This window comes from Neptuniibacter sp. 1_MG-2023 (genome assembly GCF_030547185.1).
GTDB lineage: Bacteria > Pseudomonadota > Gammaproteobacteria > Pseudomonadales > Balneatricaceae > Neptuniibacter.
Genome location: NZ_JAUOQR010000001.1, coordinates 328,898 through 354,523, shown reverse-complemented (window position 1 = coordinate 354,523; position 25,626 = coordinate 328,898). Strand labels below are relative to the sequence as shown.

Below are 25,626 nucleotides of genomic sequence, written 5' to 3'. Positions count from 1 at the left end.
TTGCTTAATCCAATAGAGAACTGGAGCCTAGAATGACACGCCTTATAAACCGTCAACCCAGCCGCTATTCGCGGTTGGTACTTGGGTTGCTGCCCTTTATCATTCTGTTTGTCATATATCTTGTGACATCAGATGCACGATTGGCTGAAAACCCAAGTGATAAATTGCTCCCATCGATGGGAAGTTTCGCGGATGCGATTATTCGTATGGGGTTTGAGCCTAGTAAACGAACAGGTGAATATCTGTTGTGGCAAGATACTTTCGCCAGTTTACAACGGTTAGGTATCGCTGTTGGGTTAAGCGCTATGATCGGTTTAGTGATTGGCGTATTTAACGGCATGATTCCCTATATCCGATCTCCTTTATCGCCTCTAGTGACTGCATTATCACTGATTCCTCCCATGGCTATTTTACCGATCCTCTTTATCACATTTGGGTTAGGTGAGCTGTCCAAGGTGGTGTTGATTGTGATTGGCATAACGCCGGTGATTATTCGAGATATTCAGTTACGCACCGATGCCCTGCCATCAGAACAGTTGATTAAAGCGCAAACCTTAGGTGGCAATAGCTGGCAGATTATTCTTAGGGTGGTTTTACCACAGACGATGCCGCGCTTAATTGATGCGGTACGTCTGACCTTAGGGAGTGCTTGGCTCTTTCTTATTGCCGCTGAAGCGATTGCAGCGACAGAAGGGTTGGGTTACCGCATCTTCTTGGTACGACGCTACTTAGCCATGGATGTGATTTTGCCCTACGTTTTTTGGATTACAACACTCGCGTTTGCGATGGATTGGTCTTTAAAACGCATCTCTATATTAGCTTTCCCTTGGTACCACTCAGCGCAAGGAGCTCGCAATGACTAAAACTGAGCCCCCCATTATACAGATCAATAATCTGTGGAAAGAGTACGGCGATAACGTTGTGTTAGAGCGCGTAAACCTTAGTGTTCAAGCCGGCGAATTTGTCAGTATTGTCGGAGCCTCAGGGTGTGGGAAAACAACCTTTCTAAACCTGCTATTAGGCATTGAACAACCGAGCCAAGGCGAGATTCTACTGGACGGCGAACCTTTAGATCCTGAACCGAGTGTCGAACGTGGCATTGTCTTTCAGAAATACTCCGTCTTTCCCCATATGACGGCACTGGAAAATGTGATGTTAGGCCAAGAGTTTAGCGAAAGCTCTCTGAGCAGTCGCTTACTCGGTCGCTTATTTGGTTCGGCGCGCCGTGCTGCAAAAGCGGAAGTGCTGGATATTTTAGAAAAAGTAGGTTTAGGGCCCGCCGCAGATAAATACCCTAGTGAACTATCAGGTGGGATGCAGCAGCGTTTAGCTATAGCTCAAGCGTTAATTCGTAAACCAAGAATTTTATTACTTGATGAGCCTTTTGGCGCTCTAGATCCTGGTATTCGTAAAGATATGCACAAGCTTACCCATAGTTTGTGGGAGGAACAGAAACTAACTGTTTTTATGATTACTCATGACCTAAGTGAAGGATTTGAGCTAGGGAGCCGCTTATGGGTGTTTGATAAAACTCGCCATGACCAACAGGCTCCAGAACGCTTTGGTGCCAATGTAACTTTTGATATTCCATTGAGTACGGGACAAGAAAACCCAGAACAACTCGCTAAATTACAGGCTGTTAAACCGAGCGCAGCTTGAGGAGGAAATATGAACGAAGCAATCTTTACTGATCGTATACCGGGGGCCAGCCATTGGTCCTTGGTTGTACCTGCCGGTCATAGCTTAAAACTGACCGATTTAGAAGGTGGGGCGAATGTCAGTATGTTGTTTTATAACCCGCAAAATCTACTAGAGCGCTATAACGCACCGGACTCACTTAAGTGCCAACACACGTTTAAATTAACCACAGGTAACTGCCTCTACTCTGATATGGGGCGGATCTTCTGCTCTATTGTACGTGATGATACTCAGTGGATTGATACAGTGGGTGGTGTGGCCAATAAAAGCAAAGTGGCTGAAAAGTGGGGCGCACGTGATTATCAGAAAGACCGTAATGCATGGTTGCAAAACGGTTATGACAGCTTGTTGGTAGAAGTCGCTAAATATGGTTTAGGTAAACGGGATTTAGCCGCGAATCTAAACCTTTTTAGTAAGGTCTTTACTGATGACGAAGGCAACTTAAGTTTTGCCGAAGAACACAGTAAAGCAGGCGACGTGATTGAACTACGTTTTGAGATAGACACTTTAGTGGTGTTTACAACCTGCCCCCATCCTATGAATCCTGCGGCTGAATACCCTAATCATCCTATTGAAGTAAGCATGTATAAAGCGGCGCCGTTGACGTCAGACGATACCTGTTTAAATCATCGTCCAGAAAATGCACGCGGATTTGAAAACAATCAGCGTTATTTAGCAACGCCTCATGTTTGTTCGCACTAAGGGAGAAATATCATGATTAAAGAGAGTTCATTAGCTGCTGAACAGGCGAGTCAACGGGAAACTATTGATGCCGGTGACTACTACATGAAAGTGGTTAAAGCGGGTCAGGTTTTGCGCATCTTGGATTTAGAGGGTAACCAAGCCGCAGATACCTTGTTTTACAACGCAGATGATCCTTCTGAGCGATACAGTGCAATAGATACGGTGCGAGAGCAGGGTAATGTTTACCTTACCGCAGGCAGTAAGCTGTTATCTAATGAAGGCAATCTAATGCTGGAAATTGTTGCTGATACCTGTGGTCGTCACGATACCTTAGGCGGTGCTTGCGCAACAGAAAGTAACACTGTCCGTTATGATCTAAATAAAAAATGCATGCATGCTTGCCGCGATAGCTGGTTATTAGCGGTTGCTGAAAATGAGCAGTTTGGCATGAGCAAACGTGACATTACTCACAACATTAACTTCTTTATGAATGTACCTGTGACAGCCGATGGCGGATTGAGCTTTGCGGACGGGATCAGTGGTGCTGGTAAGTATGTTGAGATGAAGGCTGCCATGGATGTGATTGTACTGATCTCCAACTGTCCACAATTGAATAACCCTTGTAATGCTTACAACCCAACGCCGGTCGAAGTACTGATTTGGGATTAGTTTTTCGCTTTGTGTAGAACAAAGTGCTGTCTACTTATTGGCAGATAAAATGGGCGGGGACGACCCCAATTAAGCCCTTAGAGTGTTGCTGGGACGACCCAGACATTCAGGTGAATACATATGTTTTCTAAAGTGCTAATTGCTAATCGTGGTGCCATTGCTTGTCGTATTATTCGCACACTTCGCAAAATGGGTGTTACTAGTGTTGCCATTTATAGTGAAGCAGATGCGGATAGCTTACATGTACTTCAAGCGGATGAGGCCTATTCCTTAGGTGAAGGGGCTGCCACCCAAACTTACCTTGATCAAGATAAAATTATCGCCATAGCTAAACAGAGCGGTGCTGAAGCAGTACACCCCGGTTATGGTTTTTTAAGTGAAAACCCCGATTTTGTTGCGCGCTGTGAAAGTGAAGAGATTACCTTTTTAGGGCCAACACCTGAACAGATGAATGACTTTGGTCTTAAGCATTCAGCTCGTGAGTTAGCCGAGCAAGCGAAAGTACCCCTTCTACCGGGTACAGGTCTATTAGATAGTTTAGAGCAGTCGTTAGAAGAAGCAGAGCGGGTTGGTTATCCTGTTATGTTGAAAAGCACAGCCGGTGGCGGCGGTATTGGTATGCAACGTTGTGATACTGCCCAAGAACTAACTGATGCGTACGACTCAGTGCGCCGCTTAAGTGAGAATAACTTCAGTAATAGTGGTTTATTTATTGAAAAATTTATCCAGCATGCACGCCATATAGAGGTTCAGATTTTTGGTGATGGCGCTGGAAATGTTGTAGCGCTAGGAGAGAGGGATTGTTCCGCTCAGCGTCGCAACCAAAAAGTGATTGAGGAAACGCCAGCACCTAATCTAAGTGATGAAACACGTACAGCGTTACAAAATACAGCGGTACGTTTAGCAGAGCAGGTTAACTACCGAAATGCAGGTACGGTTGAATTTGTACTGGATCAGACCACTGAGCGTTTCTACTTCCTTGAGGTCAATACACGCCTCCAGGTTGAGCACGGGGTAACAGAAGAGGTTTTTGGTGTCGACCTTGTTGAATGGATGGTGAAGCAGGGTGCTAATGAACTCGATCTTGTTAAAGAGGGAGCAGGATTAAGCCCTAAAGGTCATGCGATTCAGGTGCGTTTGTATGCTGAAGATGCAAATAAAGAGTTCCAACCTTGCGCCGGTTTATTAAGCCATGTGGAGTGGCCGGAGATCGACGGTCTACGAGTTGAACACTGGATTGAGGCAGGCGTCGAAGTCTCCCCATTTTTTGATCCTATGTTAGCAAAAGTGATCTTCCATGCGCCTACGCGTCAGCAAGCCTTAACGGGTTTAATGCAGGCGCTATCGGAATCAACGATTTATGGTATTGAGCATAATTTAGGTTATCTACATCAGCTATTAGGTAGCGAGGTTGTACAGAGCGGCCAAGTATTAACACGCTCTCTTAATGACTTTAATTATCAGCCGTACACGTTTGATGTACTTAATGCCGGTACACAAACAACGATCCAAGATTACCCTGGTCGTGAAGGTTATTGGGATATTGGTGTACCACCTTCAGGTCCTATGGATTCTGTTAGTTTTAGGTTAGCAAATCAGCTGCTTAATAACCCTGTGGATGCCGCTGGGCTCGAGATTATTATTAGCGGGCCAACACTGCGCTTTAACCAAGCGACTCAAGTGGTGATTACGGGGGCTGAACTTGCTGCAACCTTAGAAGGTCAGGCGGTACCTATGGGCACCGTGCTAGCTATTAAAGCCGGTCAAACCTTAGCGTTGGGTGCGACAAAAGGAGATGGCGCGCGTGCTTACCTTGCGGTTGCCGGTGGTATTAAATGCCCTGATTATCTAGGCAGTAAATCGACCTTCACCTTAGGGCAGTTTGGTGGGCATGCGGGTAGAGCGCTACGTTCTGGTGATGTACTCCAGCTTGATAGTCGTTTCCAAATATCTGCTGAGGCCGGTGCACAAGTAAAATCTGCGCCTAAGTTAACAAATGATTGGCAGATTCGTGTTATTTACGGCCCTCATGGCGCACCGGACTTTTTCACAGATAAAGATATTTCTGAGTTTTTTGCCGCAGATTGGCAGGTTCATTTCAATTCGAGCCGCACTGGGGTTCGCCTGATTGGGCCTAAACCTGAATGGGCGAGAACTGATGGTGGTGAAGCAGGTCTGCATCCATCTAATATTCATGATAATGCGTATGCTGTAGGTACGATCGATTTTACCGGTGATATGCCAGTGATCTTAGGTCCTGATGGTCCAAGTTTAGGTGGTTTTGTTTGTCCTGCTACGATTATCAAAGCTGATCTGTGGAAGATGGGTCAGCTAAAAGCGGGTGATACTGTACGATTTTTACCTGTATCTATTGCCGATGCTGCCGATGCTGAACGTGAGCAGTTACAACAAGTATCCTCTGTTGCTATTCAGGAGAGTGAGCTGCCCCAAGCGGTTATCGACTCACCGATTGTTAAAGTGTTGCCTAAAGAAACCTATGGCGAAAACGTTGTTTATCGTCCAAGTGGTGAAGACTTTCTGCTGGTGGAGTACGGTCCGCAGCGTCTTGATATTAAATTACGCTTCCGTGTTCATGCATTAATGCTGAAACTCCAAGCGCTGAATATCACAGGTATTAAAGAGCTCACACCGGGTATTCGTTCGCTACAAGTACATTACGATAATTTACAGCTACCTATAGCTAAGCTGATTGAGCTGTTAGAGCACGCTGAAGCTGATCTGGGTGATATAGATAAGCTAACGGTGCCTGCACGTATAGTTTCGTTACCACTTTCTTGGGATGACGAAGCAACGCGCTTAGCGATTAAAAAATACGATGAAGTAGTACGTAAAGATGCCCCTTGGTGCCCTGACAATATTGAGTTTATCCGTCGAATTAATGGCTTAGATTCCGTCGAAGATGTTAAGAAAATTGTCTTTGATGCTAGCTACCTTGTGATGGGGTTAGGGGATGTGTATTTAGGTGCGCCGGTGGCAACACCTATGGATCCAAGACATCGCCTAGTCACGACAAAATACAACCCAGCACGTACATGGACACCGGAAAATGCGGTCGGCATTGGGGGGGCCTACATGTGTGTTTACGGTATGGAAGGGCCGGGTGGTTATCAGTTTATTGGTCGTACCTTACAGATGTGGAACCGCTACCGTAAAACTGAGGCGTTTACGCAGCCTTGGTTACTGCGCTTTTTTGATCAGATCCGTTTCTATGAGGTGAGTGCAGAGGAGCTGAAGGAGATTCGACGTGATCACCCTCGGGGTAAATACCCTGTCAAAATAGAGGAAACTGAGTTTTCTCTTGCTGAGTATCAAGCCTTACTTGATCAGCATCAGGATGAAATTCTGCAGTGTAAAGAGCGTCAACAAACTGCGTTTGAGGAGGAACGTCAACGCTGGGTTGAGAGCGGCCAAGCTAACTTTGAAGCAGATATGATGGTTGAGTCTCAAGGGCTTGATGAGCTGCTTAGCGAACATGAAACCGCAGTGGAAAGCCAAGTGGCAGGAAATATCTGGCAGGTCTTGGTAGAACCAGGTCAAAAGGTCAAAGCGGGTGAAGTCGTCATGATCTTAGAAGCAATGAAGATGGAATTAGAAGTGGTTGCATCTGAATCGGGCGTTATTAGTAGTATCAGCCAAGAAACGGGGGCTCAAGTTCACTCGGGTCAGCGACTTATGGTTATTAAGACTCAAGTAGAAACATCAGTAATATCACAGGAGACGGGTGCTGTATGAATATGCCAATAACAGTAATAGAACTATTAGCCGCTTATGAATCAGAGCAGTGGTCACCTGCTGAGTACCTTACTCAAAAATTGGCTGAGGCCAGAGCTGATACACGTAACTGCTGGATAGAATCTATCTCGGATGAGCAGTTAAATGGATTTCTGAATAACCTAAAAGGTAAAACGATTAAAGAGCTACCTCTTTACGGAATACCTTTTGCGATCAAAGATAATATTGATCTTGCTGGGCTACCAACCACTGCGGGGTGTAAAGCTTATACTTATGAGCCTGACTCCTCTGCTTATGTGGTTCAGGCTCTTATCAATGCGGGGGCTGTGCCTTTAGGTAAAACCAATTTGGATCAGTTTGCAACGGGACTTGTCGGTACGCGTAGCCCGTGGGGCGCGGTGAAAAATAGTTTTAATGATGAGTATATCTCCGGCGGTTCAAGTTCTGGTAGTGCGGTCACGGTGGCGACGGGTCAGGTCTGTTTCTCTTTAGGTACAGATACTGCAGGTTCTGGACGGGTTCCCGCCGCGTTTAATAATATCTTGGGGATGAAGGCAACTAAAGGCATGGTCAGCTGCACAGGCTTAGTACCGGCCTGTAAAACCCTAGATTGTATTACTATTTTTGCCCACACAACGGATGATCTTAATCTACTGTTGGATATCGCCGGCGAATATGATGAGACAGATTGTTATGCAAGGCCTAATGTAGCTTCTAACGATGCCTCAGCTTACCAACCTGAAAACGCGCTTAAAGGTCGTAAGGTTGGTGTGCCAGCGCCTGAGCAGTTAGCATTTTTTGGTAATAAGAGTGCCGAAGCGCTGTTTAACGCATCGCTGGATAAACTGCGAGAGCAAGGTGTTGAACTGACCGAGATCGATTTTGATCCTTTTGCCCAAGCAGCACTGCTGCTCTATGAAGGCCCTTGGGTTGCTGAACGCTATGCCGCGATTGAATCTTTCTTCGAGGAAGATTCCAGCCGTTGCCTGCCTGTAATAGAAACCATTATTGGCGGCGCTGCAGGGAAAACTGCGGTAGATGCGTTTAAGGCGATCTATCAATTGCAGGCTTATAAAGTGCAGTGTGATGCGATCTTATCTACTGTCGATGCAGTGGTGATCCCTACCGCGGGTACTATCTATACCATTGATGAAGTTAATGCAGATCCCATTAAGCTAAATTCAAATGTGGGTTACTACACTAACTTTATGAACCTGCTGGATTACACCGCTATTGCGTTACCTGCAGGTATACAAACATCTGGGTTGCCGTTTGGTATTACGCTTTTTGGTCCGGCATGGTCAGATAGAAAACTATTAAGTTTTGGTGGATCTTGGCAGCAAAGTTTAGGCTTACCTTTAGGTGCGACAAATACACCGCTTCCTAAGCTTTTACCTGCGGCGACAATACAAGAGGGCTGGGTAGAACTAGCTGTTTGTGGCGCACACCTTGAAGGCTTACCGCTGAATTTCCAACTGCAGGAGAGGGGGGCAAGCCTAGTTCAAGCAACGCAAACATCTGCTAATTATAAGTTATACGCACTGGCGGGAGGTCCTCCCTTTCGTCCCGGTTTGATTCGGTCTGAAGGTGAAGGAAGCGCAATTGATGTGGAAGTGTGGACTTTACCCCAAACGGAACTAGGTAGCTTTCTACAAGGGATTCCGCAACCGCTAGGTTTAGGCAAAGTGGAATTAGCGGATGGCCGTTGGGTGACGAGCTTTATCTGTGAAGGTTATGCGATCGAAACGGCTGAAGATATAACTCATCATGGTGGCTGGCGTAACTATATGCTTGCTAAATGAGCTGATAATCGATAGCTAAGCGTTAACGAAAATGACATGCCTAGTGCATGTCATTTTTTTTATAAATCGATATTTGGGAGAGCTTATTTATTTTACGTGATATCTGAATAATACGAGGTTATCCAAAATTACATTGCTTGACCAAATAAACGAAGCGCCTGTCCCAGTAAATTTCTCACGGAAATTCATGTAGGCTTTTTTGTTATTAACACCGATCTCATCTTCCGTGAATTCTACGGATTTAGGCCAAGATAAATAGCTGTCGCTTGATTCCCAGTTTGATGGGATATCCCAATGCAATGAGTAGGTTTCAATATATTCATCGCGACCGCTGGTATCACAGGTTTTAGTCATACGTTGCTCGCCAACCTCTTCTACGCAGCTTAAGTCATAAATTGGGGCTGTATAAAAGGTTTGGGCGGACCAGTCTGCATTGGTTTTAGTACCATCAGAGAAACTTGCAATGAGCCCACCATCTCCAGGGAAAAAGCGTTTTCCGCGGTTATTCTCACTACCTAAACCTGAGTTTTCCTCCCAGTCGACAACTTTAATCGCAATGTCGTACGGCGTTTTAACTTTGAATCTTACAATATTGGAATTGAACGGTGTGAAAGGTACAGGATCAACACCAATGAGCTTGCCATTAATAAATAGCTCAAAGTAATTATCAGCAAATATATAACCGGTAATGACCTCACCCTCTTGATCGACTTCAATGACGGGGACTGAAGATAGATCAACTTCAGCTAAGGAGCTGGGTACTACATTAGAGCACTCATCATAAAGATTGCTGGCAAATTTATCAGCTTCATATTGAACCTTAGCTGGTACCGTAAATGAGTGATCATTAATAGATTTTACACCTATAGGCGATAAACGAGATCGCCCATTCTCACAGCTAAATAAAGTTTGGGTTTTAACTTCAGCACCGCCTTTGATGACATGTGCTGCCCCTGCATATTCATTGCTGGCAGATACTGGGAAGCTTAATATGCTAAGTAATAAAAGTGATTTTATCGGTGTCTCAATCTTCATCGGGGGACCTTTACTTCAAAACGCTAATGGGGAACATCATATAGGAGATGAAGAGAGTGGAAAAATATTAATAGCGTTGTCTTTCTTTTTTTGTGAATAGGCTGATCTTAAACAATAATCGCTCACTCTGTGTTTTAGCTAAGCTTGATTGGCTTCCGATTGACTCACTATAATTTGTTCTTAGCTTGGTGCTTTAAAGTATCAATGCTATTGAGTACTAAGCACCCCAATAAAGTAAGACTAAACCTGCACTAACAATAATGGCGCCGAGCAGTCGTTTCTGCCAATGATCCTTTTCATGGAAAACAAAAATAGAGAATAACACCGCTAAAATGATGCCCGCATTGGTAAAGGATACAACATGGGCCGCAGGCATTAAGCCCATGGCTCTCACCACGAGCGCATAAGAGGTGCCTATACAGCAGCCACCTAAAATTATATAAAACAGTGAAGGGCGTTCTGCCGGTACCCACCGCTTACTTTCACGATGTTGAATCAGCGTTAAGCCAATAAATGCGCATAAATAACCAATAGTGATAAAACCTAATTGTTCGGCAAAACCGGGAATATAAGCGACCGCCACTTTATCGCTTAACGAGTAAATACTAGTTCCAAGCGCCGCAGCAAATGTCCAAGGCAATGCTTTCTTTGTATCTCCAACCTTAGAGGAAGATCCTACAACCCAAAGTCCTACAACGCTTACCAAAATAGCAAACAGCTCAAATGGACTAAAGCTGTTGCCAAAGAATAGGAAAGACCATAAAGCAATTAATAAAGGTGAGCTACGCGCCAGTGGGTAAACTAAAGAGACAGGCGCATAGTGGTAGGCGCGCCGTAAAGAGACGAAGTAGAAAATATTAGCGCATGCAGTTACCGCCATAGCGGCGACTAAAGGCCATTCCCATTGAGCATTGAGAATAAGATGCCAAAGTGCAAAAGGTCCCAGTATGACGCAGTGGGAAAGTAGCCCCCACCAGAGGTAATTTGCGCGTGAATTAACGTGGCGTGCCAGCAAGTTCCAAGTCACATGCATAATGACCGACAGCCCGATTAACACATAAGGGTTATCCATTATTCCCAAAACCTATCCCTTCGATATAATATTTTTTATTTTTGACAGTATCATCCCCCTAGTATTTTCAGCAATAGGCAAAAGTGACAGAATTATTTTGCTCCCACGCAGAGCATGGGAACGAGGAGGAAAGCTTTTAGTGTTTAATGGGCGAAGATCTTATCGCCTTTTTGATCAATGAGCCTTTTCGCTTTTTGATGCGTCAGTGTTATACAGTTTTGCTTATCCGCAACACGGTCAATCAGGGTATAGCTACGGTGATTCTTCTTTTTGCTGATGACTGCATGCAACCGGTACCGACCAAACTCTTCCTCTGGTAGGGCCGCAATGGTGTAGCCTTTATAACGAATGGCGCCATCCGGCAGAGGTGAAAACAGAGATTTAATTGACCCAAGTAGACTCATAACGATGCTCCTATATTTTATTGTTTTCGACACTATGAGCATTGTTAGAGAAAAGTGGAATAACCTCAGTACCAAATGACTACTTTTTGTACAACTGGATATAGACTTAAGTTGCAGTGTTTCTGTCTCGTATCTCGTTACCACGCTCGGCGTGGTAATTAACAACAATGCTTCCTGATAACATATTTACTTGCTCTAAACGAAAAATGGGCCGTCAGGCCCATTTTTTAATTTCAACGCCATTGTAAACATTTTCCTAATTTATCCGGAGATGTTTTCACAATCTTTATTGAAATTCACAATCTTTAATGTCGATTCACAATCTTTATTGTAAACCGACAAATAAATTACCCTTCAGCGTAATCCTCTACCGGAAGGCATGAGCAAAATAGGTTGCGGTCGCCGTATACGTTGTCGATACGGTTAACGGTTGGCCAGATTTTGCTGTCTTTTAGGCGTTTAACAGGGAAGGCGGCTTGAGCCACGCTGTATGGGCGATCCCAGTTTGGATCGATAAGATCTTCCAGTGTATGAGGCGCATGCTTTAGCGGGTTATTCTCCGCGTCCATTGTGCCATCTTGCACTTGGCTGATCTCTTCGCGAATGGTGACCATTGCTTCGATAAAACGATCCAACTCTGCTTTAGATTCAGATTCGGTTGGCTCGATCATTAAAGTGCCTGCCACAGGGAACGACATAGTTGGGGCATGGAAACCAAAGTCCATTAGACGCTTAGATACATCTTCCTCAGTGATACCTGATAGCTCTTTTAGCGGGCGTATATCAATGATGCACTCGTGGGCAACACGATCATTACGGCCTGCGTAAAGAACAGGGTAGTGCTCGCCTAGTTTCTTCGCTAAGTAGTTAGCGTTTAGGATGGCATTTTCCGTAGCTGCACGAAGGCCGGTGCCGCCCATTAAGGCGATATAGACCCAAGAGATTGGTAAAATTGATGCGCTACCCCAAGGGGCTGCGGAGACTGCGCCATTTTCAGGGTTAGGCCCTTCAATCGGTTGTACTGGGTGGTTGGCAACAAAGGGTGCTAGGTGCGCTTTAACACCGATAGGTCCCATACCTGGGCCACCGCCGCCATGAGGAATACAGAAGGTTTTGTGTAGGTTCATATGGGAGACATCGGCACCAATGGCTGCAGGCTGGCTGACTGCCACCTGTGCGTTTAGGTTAGCGCCGTCCATGTAAACTTGTCCGCCGTTCTCATGGATGATGTCGCATATCTCACAAATACTTTCCTCATATACACCGTGTGTAGATGGGTAGGTAATCATTAGGCAGGCAAGGTCATCTTTATGTTGTTCCGCTTTAGCGCGCATATCCGCAACATCAACGTTACCTTTATCATCACAGCTAACCAGCACGACTTTCATATCAGCAAGGGCTGCAGACGCAGGGTTGGTACCGTGGGCAGAGGTTGGGATTAGGCAGATATTGCGGTGGTGATCGCCATTTGATTGGTGGAATTTACGGATAGCCAGTAGGCCGGTATATTCCCCTTGAGCGCCGGAGTTAGGCTGCATGCAGATGGCATCAAACCCTGTGATCGCTTTTAGCTGATCTTCCAGTTCATCAATCAGTTGTTTATAGCCCTGTGCTTGATCAATCGGTGCAAAGGGGTGCAGTTGACCAAATTCAGGCCAAGTCACTGGGATCATCTCTGCGGTTGCGTTGAGTTTCATGGTGCATGAACCTAACGCGATCATGCTGTGCGTGAGGGAGATATCTTTGTTTTCTAGTTTCTTAAGGTAGCGCAGCATCTCAGTTTCACTGTGATAGCTGTTAAAAACGGGGTGCTGAAGGATCGCTGATTCACGTACCAGCGCAGCAGGTATAGAGTTAGAACCTTTGGCCGTTAGGTCGGCATCTATCGCTTCAATATCAAGCCCATGGCCTTCACCTAAAATGCAGTTCCATAAGGTATTGATAATTTCACGGTTCGTGCATTCGTCACAGGTTATGCCTAATTGAGTGTCGCTAACCTTGCGTAGGTTAATACCTGCATCAAGGGCTGCTTGATAGACCGTTTCTGCGTTGTCTACTTCCAGTGTAAGGGTATCAAACCAGCTGTTATTTAGCAGCTTAACGCCTTTGGACTGTAGGCCTTTTGCGAGGATATCGGTTAGACGGTGGATACGGCTTGCAATGGTTTTAAGACCGTCTGGGCCGTGGTAAACCGCGTAAAACGAGGCCATATTGGCCAGCAGTACTTGCGCAGTACAGATATTTGACGTGGCTTTCTCGCGGCGAATATGTTGTTCACGGGTTTGCATCGCCATACGTAGGGCTTTATTACCGCGGGCATCGATAGAAACACCGATAATACGGCCGGGTACAGAACGTTTGTAAGCATCACGGGTTGCAAAGTAAGCCGCATGTGGGCCACCGTATCCCATAGGTACACCAAAACGTTGAGCACAACCAAATACCACGTCAGCACCAAGTTCGCCGGGTGATTTAAGTAGGACTAAGCTCATGATGTCTGCCGCTGCACAGAACAGCGCTTTCTTCGCGTGTACTTTTTCAACCAGTTCCGCGTAGTCGTTGATGTCGCCTGTTGTGCCAGGGTACTGAACTAATACACCAAAAAATTCATGTTGATCGACCAGTTCAGCTACATCACCTACAACTACGTCATAACCGAGTGGTTCGGCGCGGGTTTGTATAACGCTGATATTTTGTGGGTGTACGTTTTTGTCAACGAGGAAGGTATTTGCCTTTTTCGCTTTTGACATACGTTTACACAGTGTCATCGCTTCAGCGGCCGCGGTTGCTTCATCAAGCAGAGAGGCGTTTGCTAGATCTAAACCGGTTAGGTCAAGAATCATGGTTTGGAAGTTAAGAATCGCTTCTAAACGGCCTTGGGATACTTCCGGTTGGTAGGGAGTATAGGCTGTATACCAACCCGGATTTTCCAATACATTACGTAAAATTACATTAGGCACGATGGTATCGGTGTAACCCATACCTATCATTGATGTGTTGATCTTATTCTTTTGGGCAACGGATTTAAGGTAAGCCAGAACTTCATCTTCGGTACGGCTATCATCAAGTGCGATCGGGGACGTTACTTTGATCGACTCGGGAACGGTCTGCTCTATTAACTGATCAAGGTCAGCTACACCCAGTTCGTCCAGCATAGCCTTTTGTTCTGCGGCAGAGGGGCCAATATGACGTGCGATGAACGCATCTTTTTGCTCCAGCGTAGATAGTGGAGTCTGATTCTGTAACGGCATCTTTTAATTACCTGTAATCAGTTGCTTATTTATTTAGAAAAAAGTGCTCAAAATTTGGGCTAATCATACCTGTTTTTTTCTATGCTTGTGAGAGGTAAACGACAAAAGTTTACTTTAGGAAACTTTTTTCTCTTATTCGGAATATTTCGGAATATTGTTGTTAAGGTCAATTTACGGCTTAAGTCTGCGACACTGTGTCACATCCCTTTTTTGACTCTGTTCTATTAGAATTCGCGCAATTTAGTTGTTTCTAATGAAAGTTTATTAAGGTGAACCTGTGAAAAAGAAAATTATATCGTTGATGGTGGCAGCGTCTGTCTCCCAATTGGCTCAGGCGGGCCATGAGTCTGATCAAAATATGGTTATTGAGATTAACCAAGGTTTACCTTCATTAGAGACAACGGTTAGTAAGTCTACTTCAGGTGTTAAAGCTTCGCCTGTATCCGATGGTGGTGAGCTACTACAAAGTATTACCGGTGTGTCGGCTGTGCGTATGGGCGGGCGAGCATTAGATCCAGTGATTCGTGGTCAGAAAGAAACTCAGTTAAATATTTTATTGGACGGTGGTTATATTCACGGTGGTTGTCCAAACCGCATGGATCCGCCAACCGCTTATACCTCCGTTGATAGTTATGATCGTGTAACGGTAATAAAAGGTAACCGCACTGTGATTTATGGTGGCGGTGGTTCAGGCGGTACGGTTTTGTTTGAACGTGATTGGCCGATGATTGATGAGAAAGGTTATAACGCGGATATTTCAGGTAGCTATCGTGGAAATGGTGAGCAGTGGGAGCTAGGTGCAGATATTAAGGCGGGTAATGATGATGGTTATATCCGCTTTATTGCTCATGAAGGTGAATCTGAGAATTATGAGGATGGTGCGGGTAACGAAGTTGAGTCTAAATATGACAGCCAATCAAATGCGATTTTGGCGGGTATTCGTTTAGGTGAAAATACAACGTTGCAAGCGAGCTTTGAAAAAGTTGATGAGGAAGATGTACTTTTCCCCGGCGCACAGATGGATAGTCCTTATGCCGATGCGGAAAATTCGCGTATCAAACTTGAGCATCAATTTACTCAAGGTGCATTGCGTCAGTTAAAAGTAGAAGCGTATAAATCGGATGTTATCCATTTAATGGAAAACAGTATGATGGGTGTGCCTTCAAGCTCAGATACAGAAGGTATACGCATTGTTTTTGATGCTAATGCTGCCGATATTGATTGGACCTTTGGTGCTGATATCCAAAATAATGATCGTACAGCTATTGGTTATATGAAGATGAATGGCATGGCGGCGTTTAGTCAGTGGCCAGGTGTTTCTATTGATCAAACGGGTTTGTTTGTTGAGGGCGAAAAAGCCCTAACCCGTGATGATGTGCTCAAAGCTGGTGTACGTTATGACCGCGTAGAAGCATCAGCTTCTAGAGCTGGTGAAACCTTTGGTATGACGACGCCTGCGTCTCAGTATACTGCGATAAATGGTACGACTGAGATCGATAGTAATGAAAATAATGTAGGTGGTTTTGCTTCTTGGACGCATCGTTTAAATGAGCAATATACTATTGAAACAACGTTCTCTCGTAGTGTTCGTACAGCTGATGCAACAGAACGTTATATTGCTAAAACCAGTGGTACACCTTGGATCGGTAATCCTCAGCTAGACCCTGAAAAACATCACCAATTAGAAGCAGTATTGGCCAGTGATCAAGGTGATTTGAATTGGACATTAACGGGTTGGTATAACCGTGTTGATGATTATATTTTACGGTTTAAATCAGGCGGTACTGAACAGTATAAAAACGTTGATGCCACCTTGTACGGTTTAGAAGCCGGGCTCTCATACAAACTAACAGATACACTAGAGTTTGGGTCTTCTCTTGCTTGGTTGGAAGGTGAAAATACAACCGATGACACAAACCTATCGCGCATCTCTCCACTTGAGTTGAACACATCACTTAATTACCAGAAGCAGCAGTGGAAAGCGGGTGTTGAATGGAAGCTAGTCGCTCAGCAAAATGATGTGTGTTTAAGTAGCGATGCTTGTGGTGGACAGGACGTACGTAAAACACCCGGTTATGGGCTCGTTAATTTGCACGGAGAGTATACGGCCAGCAATGGTTTTGTGGTTGCTATGGGTGTAGATAACCTGTTTGATAAGGACTATACATTGCATGAAAGCCGTGATTATCTGCTAGATACTGATCCTGTACAGGTTGCTGAGCCGGGTCAAAATATCTGGGTTAAAGTTAGCGCTCATTTCTAATTAGTCTAACTAGACGCTGCAATATACTGGATCAGGTCGTTGGTATTTACGAGCTGATCCAGCCTCTCTCCTTTATCTATTTTGCCTGTGACTTCGCGCTATATACTGTATGAGTAGCTTAGGCTGAGTGAGCCAAAAGAGTGCCCCTCATCTTGTGCTTTAAATTCTCGACTGCGATGCACCTGCGCAAATGAAATTTTCCAGCCATGGTAAAGAGCTGCAATACCGAAGGCTGTTTCACCGACAAGATTTTCTTTGTCTATAGAGTGACTATCGCGGAAGGTGTTTCCATCTAAGAAAATATCTTGGACTACCCAACGGCCATCCATAGATATAAAAGCATGTACCCCGAGGTTATGATTACGGCTGCCTCGCTGATAACGTCCATCGCCTAACCCCGGCGCGCTATTATCACCGCCGCTACGTAAGGCCGATGTGCCAAAATCTTGTGGCAAGTTCCAACCAAATCTTAGTTCAGCACCGGCATTGAGGTAGGTTGCAACATTACCTAAGCTGCCACCGCCATGGATGATAGTATCGTATTCAAAAAAAGGGGAAAGTTGCCCTTTTACTATACGATTTTTGTGTTCGTAGACTAACTGAAAGCCGGGTTCGTTCTTGAGCTGATTATCCCAGCCTTTAAATTTTTCAAAGCCGCGAATGTCATGGATAAAGTCTTGTGCTTCTTGGCCTAAGGCGAGAGGGCCGACAATACCTAAATTAAGCTCAGCCGTATTCATCCTGTTTTTTGTTCGGCTATGGTAAGCCAAACCACCATATAACCAAGCGGCATAAGGGCGATCATTAGGGTCAACACTGGTACGATCAATATCTTGGGGTGTATATATCTGCTGCCCAACGCTAATAACCACGTTGCGTTGTAGTTGATTGGACGTTTTATCGCTTGGGTCAAATAGAGGAAGGTATGGGGTGATACCTCTGACCCAACTAGGAAGCCTCTCATCATTGAGATAATCATTCACATTAGGTGAAACCCAAGAGGCCCGTACACCATTAGTGTAGTCTTGATCGGTTTCAGCAAATAGATCATTTTCAAAATATAGATTTAAGGTCCAAGGCGCCTTGGGTTCTGCTAAAGCTGCCTGCGTTGTGAGTAATAAAAAACAGGTAGCAGATGCCACGCGTGGAGTAAGTGTCACAGAAATAGCCCTTTGTTTTTTGTACGGCGGGTTAGAATCTTCCAACTGATCACAAAAAGTGCGACAAATAAGATTAAGCATTGTTCGGCCGTCCCTAAGCCAATAAGGCTTATCTGTTCCACGGGACATTGGATCGCTGCATTGATCAGTTCTGCTAGTTTACCATTAATCGATTTTTGTTCACTTAAAAGTAGTTCTATAGGCTGTTCGCAGGTGGCTGGGCTCAAGGTTGAGCTAATGGAGTGTTTCCATAAGTGGTAGCTGGCTAAGGTTATGCCTGTAGCAGATAGCAGGGTATTAAGTGTTCCATAAAACCGCTGCCCGAAGGTCTGTGGATTGTGAATTAAAGCCATAAAGAAGAGTAGGGCGTTGATTAAAACTAAGAGCTTTGAAATAGACACCAGTGGGCTGCTGGTATGGGTTATAGGGTCTTGTAGGCTATAGATCGCATAGATAACGGCGGTTAAGCATAATATAAAGCCTAAGAAGTTAAAGCGGCGATAGATGGGGTCTGTAGTACTCATCTTACTCTCTTTAAGTGTTCTACGAACAAGAGCATCTTATATAGAGCGGTTCTTGTTCGTAGAGGTGTAGATACGCCGGTTATTTCTTTTGCCAATTACCGTTTTGAAGCTGGATATATTGTCCAGCAGGTGTACGTTGCTGTAGACGTTGCCCCATACGGATTTCAAAAACGGATCTTTCTACGCCCGCTTTAGCTGCACGTTTTGTATAGGCTTCGCGGCGTTTATTGTTGATACTATCGACGAGGCTACGTAGGCCAGCAGAGGGTGTGGAGGTAACAACACCAATATATCCGTTGCTTCTCTCCCCGATCAACCCCTGTGATTTGGCGTCATCCATAGAAATCGCCCAAACGGGTGTCGCTATAATTGAGAGCATGAGTGCGAATAGCGCTATAAAATTACGTAGGTTTAACTGTTTCATCACTTAAGCTCCCTTAAAAAATATCGCTGTTTTCAGATAGAAGATCATCAATCTCTCGATCAACTTTAACAAGAATTTCATGTTCTATCTTAACATTAAGATTAATTGTGATGGGTTCGCTAGGAACGGCGACTTCAACACGGGGTGAACATCCGCTAACACCAGCTAACGCAATCAAAAGCGCCATGGGTGGAAGTAAAGAAGTTAGTTTCATGATCGTTCCTCAATAGTAGCTTACTTATAACTTAAGTCTTAATTGCCTTAACGATAACGCTTCTCAATTGTTCTCGTCAATTTATCTGCGAATTGAAGTGTTTTAAGTAGTTTGGGAATGTTTTCCTCAACGTTAATGGTAAAGTCGATGGGGTGGCCGTTATGCCAATCTGGATTACTACCTTTTAGGCGAGTTGTTAGTAACGCAGTGCCATCGGGTTCATAATTAAGTTGAATATTTAATAACTCAAAGTGGAAGTTTTCTAAAGCGTCTATTGCTGTTTTTAGACCAACGTTAGTGGCTGCGTAAGCTGCAACCGAAGCGCTTGGTGAAAATATTATTTTCCCTCCAGGCGCTAAACTAAGTAGCTTGCCATTATTGACGCTTATTTCGCCATCTTTGTAACGTAAGGGAAAACTACCTGAGAGTTTTCCTTCTCCTGATAATCCCTGTTGCTGTTCAAGTTTAAGTACTTCGCCCAAATCAAGCTGTTCAATATCAAGTTGTGTTGCTAGGTCTGGGTTTAACGGATCAAACTCCAGATCCTTTACTTTTATACGTCCACCGAGTATTTCAGCGGTAAGCGTTTTTAAAGAGACGAGATCACGCCTTTTGCTACGCTCTTGCGTGTAGCTGTAATTTGTACTGACCTTTGTGATCTCAATGCCATTTGTAACCTTTCCTAGCTTAATGTTGCCTGTATCAGTTAAGCGTCCAGAGGGGGTAAGTGCTGTTTTGGAATCCAGATCTAGTTGTTCAATAAGTGATTCGCCCCAGCCAATTGTCGCTGTTCGGATGCTCGTGTTGGCATTGATTGATAGTTGGTTGTTTTTAAATTGACCACTACCCTTATGAAAAAGGCTGCCTGCTTTAAGGCTAAGTTCTGCTGGTATAGTGAAATATTTCCGCAGGGGCGTGTCGACTGTCGCTAAGCTGATAGGTTTAATTTCCCAGTTAAAGCGGCTGTTCAACGTTGTTATATCTGTTGCTGTTGTACCATTTATGACGACAGGTAAGTCTGGTGAGCTGAGTGTGTAGTTATGACTGAGTTGTTGTTTGCTTAGTTTGAATTCGGTTGACAGATTGATTAGCGGTTGCTGCTTTTTTTGTAGTTGTATATCGACCTTTTGAAGTTCTGCATGGCCTTGTAGATCTCCCTGCATTACGTCTAGTTTCTGCAGATTTAAATTAAGCTCCAGCGGCGCTATAGCTATATCAGGTAAGTTTATCGACGTGGTATTGATCTTGAGTTTCAACGGTTGTATTTGTGGCGATAGGGGAGCTTTCAATGTTTCTTTTGCAAGGTTTAAATCTACATCCACTGGGTTTTGAAGCTGAATGCTAAGCTTTTGAATAGGTTGGCTTAAAGCCGCATGATTGATATTGAGCACAGTAAGTGTGCTGGCCTTATCGATGGATGCCTTTAAGTGACTGCGTGAAAAGTTTATATCTCCACTAAGTTCAGCTTTTGCTTGTTCTATCTCTTGTGTGGGGTTTAGCAGGTTTAAGCTAGCGTTTATTGTTTGTTGTGTTTGTATGCTTTCCAGCAGCGCATCAGGGGTAAACTGAGTGCGTAATGGGAAATGAGTTATCCCTTGAGTTTTAAGCTGGCCATTCACTACGAGCGGTTTTTCTGTGTTGTTGCTCGCTGTTATCGCAGTGCTTAGGGTTGGAAATATTTCATTCTTCCAGCGTTGAAGTCCGGCGACCTCTATCTGTTGAGTTGAGTCCAGCTGTAATTGATCGGTATAGGAAAGCGCGCCATCTATAGTGAGAAAGGGTTCGTCGTTTTCTAAAAGCCTTAGGTAAAAATGGTTATCGTAACCTAGCTTTAAGTCGCCCCAGCCTAAGTCTTTGCTGTTTCGATAGAATTTAACGCGGCTGTAGAGTTCTTCTCCATCAAAAAGAAGAGCGCCGCTAAAACGCCAGTCTGCGGTATCCGATGGGTAATCTAGGTTGAGATTCAATTCACCAACTTGGATAAGATCTACAGGTATTTTTTTGAACCATTGCTGAGGTAGACGATTACTTAAATCGATAAGGTCGTTGCTCTCTTCTGTTTCAATACTGTCCGTTAAATAGGTGATGGTAATATCCGATTTTGGCAGTTGGATTAAGCTAAGGCGCTGACGTAGATACAGATCGACAGGGTTAAAACGCAGTAGGATATTTTCTGTTGAAAGGGTGATCTGTTTGCCGGTTTGGTTTTTTTGCAATTTGAGCTTTTCTATTCGCAGTGAATCCCAGCTTGGAGGCTCCATAACTAACTCAACATGGGAAAACTCTTGCTTTTGTAACCAGTGTTCAAGCCCTTTTTGGGCAAGTATCGGCGAAAGAAAGTATAGAGCGATGGGCAGAAGTAAAAGAAATGTCAGACTAGAAGACAGTAGCCACCAAAATAGCTTAGCGCGCTTTCGCATACCGCCTCCATTTTATTAAAAGAGTTATTAGGCTGATTCGAGTTCTAAATCGTACAGTCTTTCGACCGCATCTTTTAGGTGGAATATAATATCGGTGTATTGATCGCTATCATTCTCGATATCAATGTCGCCGAGTCTATCAGCGGTTTCTTCTAATGATTCACCACGGTTATCGATTCCCTTGTCGCCCAATAGCCAATACATTAGGCCGTAGATCTCTTTAACTGAACCTACTTGATCTAAGTCTTCAATGATTTCATCACGTAGCTTAATTAAGAGTGGCATTAAAGGGGCGCTGTTGTCAGTTTCTAAATAGAGATCTAAAAGCTCAGCGGCGGTTGAGATCGCATAATCTTCTGAGTTGATCATGGTGAGACCCCCGTCTATTTTTTCTAGAGAGGGGATATCGGTTTGATAGCTTTTAATTAAATACGACATTAGCGAATTTTCCTCACCACATTCATTCCATCTCTTACGGTAAGGAATAGGTTTTCAACATTCGGGTCTGTGGCAATCTCTTTGTTTAGATCAACCAGTACATCATCTATATCTGATTCGGGTTGTAATACCTTACCTGACCACAGCATATTGTCTAAAACAATAAGTCCGCCTGGGCGAGTCATTTCTAGCACTTTATGGTAGTAATTCAGGTAGTTACGTTTATCGGCATCAATAAAGGTAAAGTCTAACTGAATATCGAGAGTCTCTATAGTTTCCAGCGCTTTACCAAATATAACTTCAATTTTATGACCGTGAGGGCTGCGGTCAAAAAAAGTCTGTGCAAACTCTATGGCACGTGGATTGGTTTCACAGCAGATTATTTTGCCATCTTCAGGCATACCCTCAGCAATTGATAGTGCTGAGTAACCCGTAAACATGCCAATCTCTAATACATTTTTTGGCTGGTGGAGCTGAGATAATAATTTAAGTGTACGCCCCACTAAACGGCCAGATAACTTTTGCGGCCAACCCATATTTTTATTAGTTTCATCAATCAACTCCTGTAAAAGTTCAGGTTCAGGAGTTGTACTTTGAAAGGCATAATCTTCAACGGCTTCGTTTACCAGAAATTCCACGTATATCTTCTCTGTCTATGGCTTTTCAGCCCTTAATATCACTTTACTGGCCCAGACATTTAGCAGGGGACTGCCGTCAACAGGGCTCAATTCAAATTGGCAGATAATAATATCACTTTCTGGGCACTGCTTGATAATGGCTTTTGCATTGGCAGGGGCTGGGCGGCAGCCTGTTTTTGGTGGTGTTCCTACAGCATACAGAGACCAGTGCAGAAGTTGCTTATATTGATCGAGGGTATCGCAGACGGTATAGCTGTCATCAATAACGCGATAGGCGGGAGTAGACTCAGAATATATGGGCAGTGGTAGCAAGAGAAAAAGCCATAAGAGCCTGCTTGCTTTTAGCATAAAAGTTCCTCTAGAGCATTAATTGGCGTATTCATTATAGAGCGCTGAGTGGTAGAAAGCCTGATCGGTTCTTATATTTATGGGTTGTGCTTTTGTATCCGTACAAACAGTCAGTTAACAGCTATAGATAAAAGCCTTACAATGCGGTCTGATTTATTACTTTTATGGAGTACCGGCGTGCCTATTATTGATCCACTGATTATTTTCTTAGTGACAGGAGTTGTTTCTATGTCTGCTGCATTGAGTGCAGGGGCGTTAAATAAACTGTCTGAAGAGGAGAAACCCCCGTTTGCGAGTACGCGTAACGGTATGGTGACTATTGTTATGTTGGGCAATCTTGCAGCCTTAACTCTTGTTTTCTCTGCTGCTTACGGATTTATCAATTTGGAATGGTGGATCGCATTACTTTGTGTCTTTATCTCCTTCCCTGTTGTTCATGTCATAGTGATTCAACAGATGTTTGGTGAATTTAAGGCATTAATGTTGACCTCGCCTTTAGTTATTCTTTCTATCCCTGTTTTATATTTATATTGGTAATTTAATGATGCCATCGCTAACACAGCTTGATGTAGGAAGTTTGTTAATAGGTACTGTAGCTGGGTTGGTTGTGGCGTTTGTTGTTGCCAAATTAATGTTTTCTTCGTTGCGCCGTCAATTGAGTGAGCGTAATGATCAGTTAGAACAAACGCTTCTGCAAGCTCAAGGGGCACTAGAAATTGAGCGACAGGAGCATATTCAGCTTAAATCTGAGTTTCAGCAACTGAATGAACGTCATCATGGCTTGGATATGCAGCGGGCTCGGTTAGAGGAACGTTTAGCTTATATTGAACCTTTGCTAGACAACTTAGTAACAGAAAAAAACAAATTAGAAAAAAAGTTGGAACAAACTGTTTTCCAGTTATCAGATCGTTGTGAAGTGGTTGCGGAGCTGGAAACGCGTTTAGATGCAGAAAGAGAGGCGCAAGTAGAGAAGCTAGCGACATTAGAAAAAGCGCGCGAGCAGTTAAAGCAAGAGTTTCAAAATCTGGCCAACCGTATTTTTGATGAAAAAGCCCAGCGTTTTTCTGAGACGAGTAAAGAAAACTTAGGCCATCTCTTAACCCCCTTACGTGAGCAGCTTGGCGATTTTAAGCGCCGTGTCGAAGATGTGTACGATAAAGAAACGAAAGACAGACAAGCCTTATACACACAAATTAGCCAGCTGAAACAGCTTAATCAGCAGATGAGTGAAGATGCGGTTAACCTTACGAATGCCTTAAAAGGCGAGAGTAAGACCCAAGGGAACTGGGGTGAAGTCATCTTAGAGAGAGTCCTAGAAGAGTCTGGCTTACGCAAAGGGAGTGAGTTCGAGTTACAGGTAAATGCATCACAGGAGGGTAAGCGCTACCAGCCAGATGCAATTATCCATCTACCTGATGGTAAAGATGTGATTGTGGATTCTAAAGTCTCTTTAACTGCTTACGAGCAGTATTGCTCTGCCGATACATCTAAAGGTGAGAATGGCGCAAGGCAGCGTTTTTTAAGGGAGCACCTTCTGTCGATACGGGGCCATATTAAAGGCTTGAGTGATAAGGCTTACCAAACGCTAGAAGGTGTTCGCTCCCTTGATTTTGTACTGCTGTTTGTTCCTATCGAAGGCGCGTTTCTATTGGCTTTAGAGAAAGAACCGAATCTTTTTAAAGAAGCTTTTGACCGAAATATCATGTTAGTTAGTCCATCCACATTGATGGTTACGCTACGTACAATTCATAATATTTGGCGTTATGAGCATCAAAATCAAAATGCGAAAGAGATCGCACAGCGGGGTGGCGAGCTGCATGATAAGTTTGTCGGCTTTGTTGAATCTATTGATGATATAGGGCGTAACCTTCATAAAACTCAACAGGCTTTTGATACAGCTCATAAACGTCTTAGCAGTGGGCGAGGTAATTTAGTGAATCAAGTGGCTATGTTGCAAAAGCTGGGAGCTGAAGGGAAGAAAAAACTCAGTTCCGATCTATTGGCGCGGGCATCAGAAACGGATCAGTAATGAAATCAATCATTGGTTACGGCTCGCTCTTGTCTGAACGCTCTGCTCGGGAAACGGTACCGAGTCTAGAAAACTTTCGCATTGTGGAAGTATCAGGTTATAAACGAGTTTTTAATAAGGTTGGGGTGGTTTTCTTTAGCCGCCACAATGCCACGGCGGATTCACAAGAGATTGCTTGCTGTTCTACGCTTGAAGCTAGGGATTCAACGATCATCTGTTCACAGTTTGAATGTAGTGATGATGCTTATCATGCGCTCTATGAGCGAGAGCATCGTTATGATTGGTTAGAAGTCGATACGTTTCATCCCGAAGAGGGAGTGTCGAGAGGCTTTATGTGCACGACCAATACAGATACTGCATATAGGCAAACTAAATGCGCCTCTGAGCAGGAATATTATGAGCGTGTCGGCCAATACTACAGTGGCCAATTATGGCGTAATGACATTTTGCCTTTCCCCCGTTATTTAGCTTTCTGCTTGCAAGCTGCTGAGGGGCAAGGTGCCGAAGTGCTCGATAACTTTTTAGACTCTTCCTTTCTTGCGGATGGGAATACCTCCATAAGAGCCTACCTGAAAGAAGCGCCCCATCTTGAAAACTGGCGCGAAATGGATACAGGTTATAGTTACCGTCGTTAAGTGCTGCCCTTGTAGTAGATCTTAGTTCTCTTCTTACTGGTGGCTCACAGTATGCCAGTGAGCGCTTTCTATTGTGTTGCTAATCCTCCTTGTGTTTTTCCCGAGCGGAATGAGTATTTATTGGGCTAAATCTGATTTTTTTACCTGGTTACTGTAATGAACTGC

22 protein-coding genes are annotated in these 25,626 nt (G+C 44.2%); 10 read left to right on the top strand and 12 right to left on the bottom strand.

From position 1 onward, the window contains the following. The first annotated feature begins 32 nt into the window (after positions 1 to 32). From Q4492_RS01650 to atzF, 6 genes are all read left to right on the top strand, one after another. Positions 33 to 863, top strand: coding sequence for an ABC transporter permease (locus Q4492_RS01650; RefSeq protein WP_303415519.1), 831 nt, complete (start codon positions 33 to 35; stop codon positions 861 to 863). Beyond that, on the top strand, positions 856 to 1,659 hold the full coding sequence (locus Q4492_RS01645; protein WP_303415518.1) for an ABC transporter ATP-binding protein: 804 nt from the start codon (positions 856 to 858) through the stop codon (positions 1,657 to 1,659). The genes Q4492_RS01650 and Q4492_RS01645 overlap by 8 nt, the downstream gene beginning before the upstream one ends. A 9-nt stretch (positions 1,660 to 1,668) precedes the next feature. Further along, positions 1,669 to 2,400, top strand: a complete 732-nt coding sequence (locus Q4492_RS01640) for an urea amidolyase associated protein UAAP1 (RefSeq protein ID WP_303415517.1) — start codon at positions 1,669 to 1,671, stop codon at positions 2,398 to 2,400. Positions 2,401 to 2,412: 12 nt separating this feature from the next. After that, positions 2,413 to 3,051: an urea amidolyase associated protein UAAP2 gene (locus tag Q4492_RS01635; RefSeq protein WP_067863480.1), complete on the top strand. Its 639-nt coding sequence runs from the start codon at positions 2,413 to 2,415 to the stop codon at positions 3,049 to 3,051. Positions 3,052 to 3,171: 120 nt separating this feature from the next. After that, positions 3,172 to 6,804 carry an urea carboxylase gene (uca, locus tag Q4492_RS01630; RefSeq protein ID WP_303415516.1) on the top strand — a complete coding sequence of 1,211 codons (3,633 nt, stop codon included), beginning with the start codon at positions 3,172 to 3,174 and terminating at the stop codon, positions 6,802 to 6,804. Further along, complete coding sequence (gene atzF / locus Q4492_RS01625; RefSeq protein WP_303415515.1) at positions 6,801 to 8,606, top strand: allophanate hydrolase; 1,806 nt, start codon at positions 6,801 to 6,803, stop codon at positions 8,604 to 8,606. The genes uca and atzF overlap by 4 nt, the downstream gene beginning before the upstream one ends. 87 nt (positions 8,607 to 8,693) lie before the next feature. Here the strand turns inward: atzF and Q4492_RS01620 are convergent, their stop codons facing one another. The 4 genes from Q4492_RS01620 to gcvP all read right to left on the bottom strand — a co-directional run bounded on the left by Q4492_RS01620 (position 8,694) and on the right by gcvP (position 14,368). Further along, positions 8,694 to 9,641, bottom strand: a complete 948-nt coding sequence (locus tag Q4492_RS01620; RefSeq protein WP_303415514.1) for a hypothetical protein — start codon at positions 9,639 to 9,641, stop codon at positions 8,694 to 8,696. A gap of 217 nt (positions 9,642 to 9,858) precedes the next feature. Continuing rightward, positions 9,859 to 10,713 carry an EamA family transporter gene (locus Q4492_RS01615; protein ID WP_303415513.1) on the bottom strand — a complete coding sequence of 285 codons (855 nt, stop codon included), beginning with the start codon at positions 10,711 to 10,713 and terminating at the stop codon, positions 9,859 to 9,861. Positions 10,714 to 10,856: 143 nt separating this feature from the next. Further along, positions 10,857 to 11,117, bottom strand: a complete 261-nt coding sequence (locus Q4492_RS01610) for an HlyU family transcriptional regulator (protein ID WP_303415512.1) — start codon at positions 11,115 to 11,117, stop codon at positions 10,857 to 10,859. A gap of 347 nt (positions 11,118 to 11,464) precedes the next feature. Continuing rightward, the gene (gcvP, locus tag Q4492_RS01605) at positions 11,465 to 14,368 is read right to left on the bottom strand and encodes an aminomethyl-transferring glycine dehydrogenase (protein ID WP_303415511.1); all 2,904 of its coding nucleotides are present in this window, start codon (positions 14,366 to 14,368) and stop codon (positions 11,465 to 11,467) included. A 277-nt stretch (positions 14,369 to 14,645) separates the two neighbouring features. Between gcvP and Q4492_RS01600 the strand changes: the two genes are divergently transcribed. Continuing rightward, a complete protein-coding gene (locus Q4492_RS01600) occupies positions 14,646 to 16,631 on the top strand; it encodes a TonB-dependent copper receptor (protein ID WP_303415510.1) in 1,986 nt (661 codons plus the stop codon). Between the two features lie 98 nt (positions 16,632 to 16,729). Here the strand turns inward: Q4492_RS01600 and Q4492_RS01595 are convergent, their stop codons facing one another. From Q4492_RS01595 to Q4492_RS01560, 8 genes are all read right to left on the bottom strand, one after another. After that, positions 16,730 to 17,791 (bottom strand): lipid A deacylase LpxR family protein, encoded by a 1,062-nt coding sequence (locus Q4492_RS01595; protein WP_303415509.1) that lies wholly within the window; start codon positions 17,789 to 17,791, stop codon positions 16,730 to 16,732. Beyond that, positions 17,788 to 18,315 (bottom strand): disulfide bond formation protein B, encoded by a 528-nt coding sequence (locus Q4492_RS01590; RefSeq protein WP_303415508.1) that lies wholly within the window; start codon positions 18,313 to 18,315, stop codon positions 17,788 to 17,790. The genes Q4492_RS01595 and Q4492_RS01590 overlap by 4 nt, the downstream gene beginning before the upstream one ends. Before the next feature lie 79 nt (positions 18,316 to 18,394). Next, the gene (locus Q4492_RS01585; protein WP_303415507.1) at positions 18,395 to 18,739 is read right to left on the bottom strand and encodes a YdbL family protein; all 345 of its coding nucleotides are present in this window, start codon (positions 18,737 to 18,739) and stop codon (positions 18,395 to 18,397) included. A gap of 13 nt (positions 18,740 to 18,752) precedes the next feature. Next, positions 18,753 to 18,953: a YnbE family lipoprotein gene (locus Q4492_RS01580; RefSeq protein WP_368389426.1), complete on the bottom strand. Its 201-nt coding sequence runs from the start codon at positions 18,951 to 18,953 to the stop codon at positions 18,753 to 18,755. Between the two features lie 47 nt (positions 18,954 to 19,000). Then, entirely contained in the window at positions 19,001 to 21,373 is a 2,373-nt protein-coding gene (locus Q4492_RS01575; RefSeq protein WP_303415506.1) for a YdbH domain-containing protein, read from the bottom strand. A gap of 27 nt (positions 21,374 to 21,400) precedes the next feature. Then, entirely contained in the window at positions 21,401 to 21,811 is a 411-nt protein-coding gene (locus Q4492_RS01570) for a hypothetical protein (RefSeq protein ID WP_303415505.1), read from the bottom strand. Continuing rightward, a complete protein-coding gene (locus Q4492_RS01565) occupies positions 21,811 to 22,449 on the bottom strand; it encodes an O-methyltransferase (protein WP_303415504.1) in 639 nt (212 codons plus the stop codon). Before Q4492_RS01565 ends, Q4492_RS01570 begins: the two co-directional genes overlap by 1 nt. 15 nt (positions 22,450 to 22,464) lie before the next feature. Continuing rightward, on the bottom strand, positions 22,465 to 22,797 hold the full coding sequence (locus Q4492_RS01560; RefSeq protein WP_303415503.1) for a hypothetical protein: 333 nt from the start codon (positions 22,795 to 22,797) through the stop codon (positions 22,465 to 22,467). Positions 22,798 to 22,938: 141 nt separating this feature from the next. Here Q4492_RS01560 and Q4492_RS01555 point away from each other — a divergent pair, with 141 nt between their 5' ends. From Q4492_RS01555 to Q4492_RS01545, 3 genes are read left to right on the top strand one after another with little or no spacing between them, the layout of a single operon-like run. Beyond that, positions 22,939 to 23,334: a hypothetical protein gene (locus tag Q4492_RS01555; RefSeq protein WP_303415502.1), complete on the top strand. Its 396-nt coding sequence runs from the start codon at positions 22,939 to 22,941 to the stop codon at positions 23,332 to 23,334. Positions 23,335 to 23,338: 4 nt separating this feature from the next. After that, positions 23,339 to 24,826: a DNA recombination protein RmuC gene (gene rmuC / locus Q4492_RS01550; protein WP_303415501.1), complete on the top strand. Its 1,488-nt coding sequence runs from the start codon at positions 23,339 to 23,341 to the stop codon at positions 24,824 to 24,826. After that, positions 24,826 to 25,461 carry a gamma-glutamylcyclotransferase gene (locus tag Q4492_RS01545; RefSeq protein ID WP_303415500.1) on the top strand — a complete coding sequence of 212 codons (636 nt, stop codon included), beginning with the start codon at positions 24,826 to 24,828 and terminating at the stop codon, positions 25,459 to 25,461. Before rmuC ends, Q4492_RS01545 begins: the two co-directional genes overlap by 1 nt. The last annotated feature ends 165 nt before the right edge of the window (positions 25,462 to 25,626 follow it).